The sequence below is a fragment of the Saccharomonospora iraqiensis subsp. paurometabolica YIM 90007 genome (assembly GCF_000231035.2).
GTDB classification, from domain to species: Bacteria; Actinomycetota; Actinomycetes; order Mycobacteriales; family Pseudonocardiaceae; genus Saccharomonospora; species Saccharomonospora paurometabolica.
In genome coordinates, this window is the sequence record NZ_KI912237.1 from 1915 (window position 1) to 4030 (window position 2116).

Annotated in this window: 4 protein-coding genes; 3 read left to right on the forward strand and 1 reads right to left on the reverse strand. The window is 70.1% G+C overall.

Features of this window, described 5'->3' with window-relative positions; all coding sequences use genetic code 11:
• Positions 1 to 56 precede the first annotated feature (56 nt).
• Positions 57 to 425 carry a DUF1844 domain-containing protein gene (locus SACPADRAFT_RS0212055; RefSeq protein WP_007027392.1) on the reverse strand — a complete coding sequence of 123 codons (369 nt, stop codon included), beginning with the start codon at positions 423 to 425 and terminating at the stop codon, positions 57 to 59.
• A 262-nt stretch (positions 426 to 687) separates the two neighbouring features.
• On the opposite strand from SACPADRAFT_RS0212055, the gene infC reads away from it, so the two are divergent.
• The 3 genes from infC (at position 688) to rplT (ending at position 2046) form a co-directional block, all read left to right on the forward strand.
• Positions 688 to 1266, forward strand: a complete 579-nt coding sequence (infC, locus tag SACPADRAFT_RS0212060) for a translation initiation factor IF-3 (RefSeq protein ID WP_083935769.1) — start codon at positions 688 to 690, stop codon at positions 1264 to 1266.
• A gap of 142 nt (positions 1267 to 1408) precedes the next feature.
• Positions 1409 to 1603, forward strand: coding sequence for a 50S ribosomal protein L35 (gene rpmI, locus SACPADRAFT_RS0212065; RefSeq protein WP_007027394.1), 195 nt, complete (start codon positions 1409 to 1411; stop codon positions 1601 to 1603).
• Positions 1604 to 1668: 65 nt separating this feature from the next.
• Positions 1669 to 2046, forward strand: coding sequence for a 50S ribosomal protein L20 (rplT, locus tag SACPADRAFT_RS0212070; protein ID WP_007027395.1), 378 nt, complete (start codon positions 1669 to 1671; stop codon positions 2044 to 2046).
• Positions 2047 to 2116: the final 70 nt, after the last annotated feature.

A 2116-nucleotide genomic window follows, 5' to 3' on the forward strand; every position in this document is an offset into this window, starting at 1 on the left:
CGGCGCCGCACGGCCACCGGACGGCGCGGCACCGCGCGTGCACGGTCCGGCCCGGGTCAGTACACGGGGCCGGTGTACTTCTCGCCGGGTCCCTGGCCGGGCGGGTCGGGCACGGCCGAGGCCTCGCGGAACGCCTTCTGCAGGGACTGGAGCCCGTCCCGCAGCGGTCCCGCGTGCAGGCCCAGGTACTCGCCGGAGGCGGTCACCAGGCCCGCCAGGGCGGTGATCAGCCTGCGCGCCTCGTCGAGGTCCCGGTGCGGGCTGGAGTCGGGGTCGGTCTCGGCGAGCCCGAGCCGTTCCGCGCCCGCGGACAGCAGCATCACGGCCGCCCGGCTGATCACCTCGACGCTGGGAATGTCGCGCAGCTCCCGCGAATCGAGCGGAACATCGCCGGGGTCGAAAGCGTTGGATGAGTCGTCTTGCACATCTGGTACGATTCCACGTGCGACCAGCTCCCGGGCAATCGGGGGCCGCAAGTGGAGCCCCGCTCCCACCCGCGTCGCCGTCGAGGCGTCCGGGTCCGGTCACGCGATGCGCAGGCGGCACGGCCGTCACGACGATCGCGGAGCGCATCCGGCATTCCCGGATGTTGATCGGATTGAGGGCCCCGCACACGGGTAGCACAGGTACCGGTGCCGGGGCCCGCGGTATGTGGGCACCAGGTCGAGACAGCACAACAACCGACACTTGGACCAAGGAGGCCCCATCAGCTCCGAGACGCGCATCAACGAGCGCATCCGTGTTCCCGAGGTCCGCCTCGTGGGACCGAACGGTGAGCAGGTCGGCATCGTCCGCATCGAGGACGCGCTGCGGCTCGCCCAGGAGGCCGACCTCGATCTCGTCGAGGTCGCCCCGCAGGCACGCCCGCCCGTGGCGAAGCTCATGGACTACGGCAAGTACAAGTACGAGAGTGCCCAGAAGGCCCGTGAGTCCCGCCGCAACCAGCAGGCCACCGTCATCAAGGAACAGAAGCTCCGTCCCAAGATCGACCCGCACGACTACGAGACGAAGAAGGGGCATGTGTCCCGCTTCCTCGAGGGCGGGAACAAGGTCAAGGTGACGATCATGTTCCGTGGTCGCGAGCAGTCCCGGCCGGAGCTGGGATTCCGGCTGTTGGAGCGCCTCGCCGACGACGTGTCCGAGCTGGGCTTCATCGAGTCGTCGCCGAAGCAGGACGGCCGCAACATGATCATGGTGCTGGCGCCGCACAAGAACGCGAAGGCGAAGGCGAAGGCGACGAAGGACTCGGACAAGGCCGAGTCGTGACGTCCGGCCCCCGGTGACGTCCCCGGGGGCCGCCCGACGGGGCGGGCCGTCGTGTCCGCCCGTGGTCGCCGACCCCGTGGTCGCCGACAACGCAGCAGCACACCGGCCACCGGTGTGCTGCCGTCTCTGGAAAGAGGGAACAATGCCGAAGAACAAGTCCCACAGCGGGATGAAGAAGCGCGTCCGCGTGACGGGCAGCGGCAAGCTCCGCCGGGAGCGGGCCGGCCGCAGGCACCTGCTGGAGAAGAAGTCGAGCCGGGTCACCCGCAGGCTCGAAGGCACCACCGAGGTCGCGGACCGGGACGTGCCCCGCGTCAACCGGCTGCTCGGCCGCTGAGCAGGTTCCCCCGCCGTTAAGACACCGGGGCGCCCTCGCGCCCCCCGACCCGACAGGATGGACCCGTGGCACGCGTCAAGCGGGCGGTCAACGCCAAGAAGAAGCGCCGCGAAACACTCGACATGGCCAGCGGCTACCGCGGCCAGCGCTCGCGGCTGTACCGCAAGGCCAAGGAGCAGACGCTCCACTCGTTCCAGTACTCCTACCGGGACCGCCGGGCCCGCAAGGGTGACTTCCGGCAGCTCTGGATCACCCGCATCAACGCGGCGGCCCGGCAGAACGGTCTGACCTATAACCGCTTCATCCAGGGCCTCAAGGCCGCCGAGGTGGAGGTCGACCGCAAGATCCTCGCCGAACTGGCGGTGAACGACGCCGAGGCGTTCGCCTCCCTCGCCACCGTGGCGAAGGAGAACCTGCCCACCGACGCGAAGAAGTCGGCCTGAGCACGCGGCGACACCGACCCGGGGACGGCCTGTACACGCACAGGACTCCCCGGGTCGTCGCCGCCCGGCG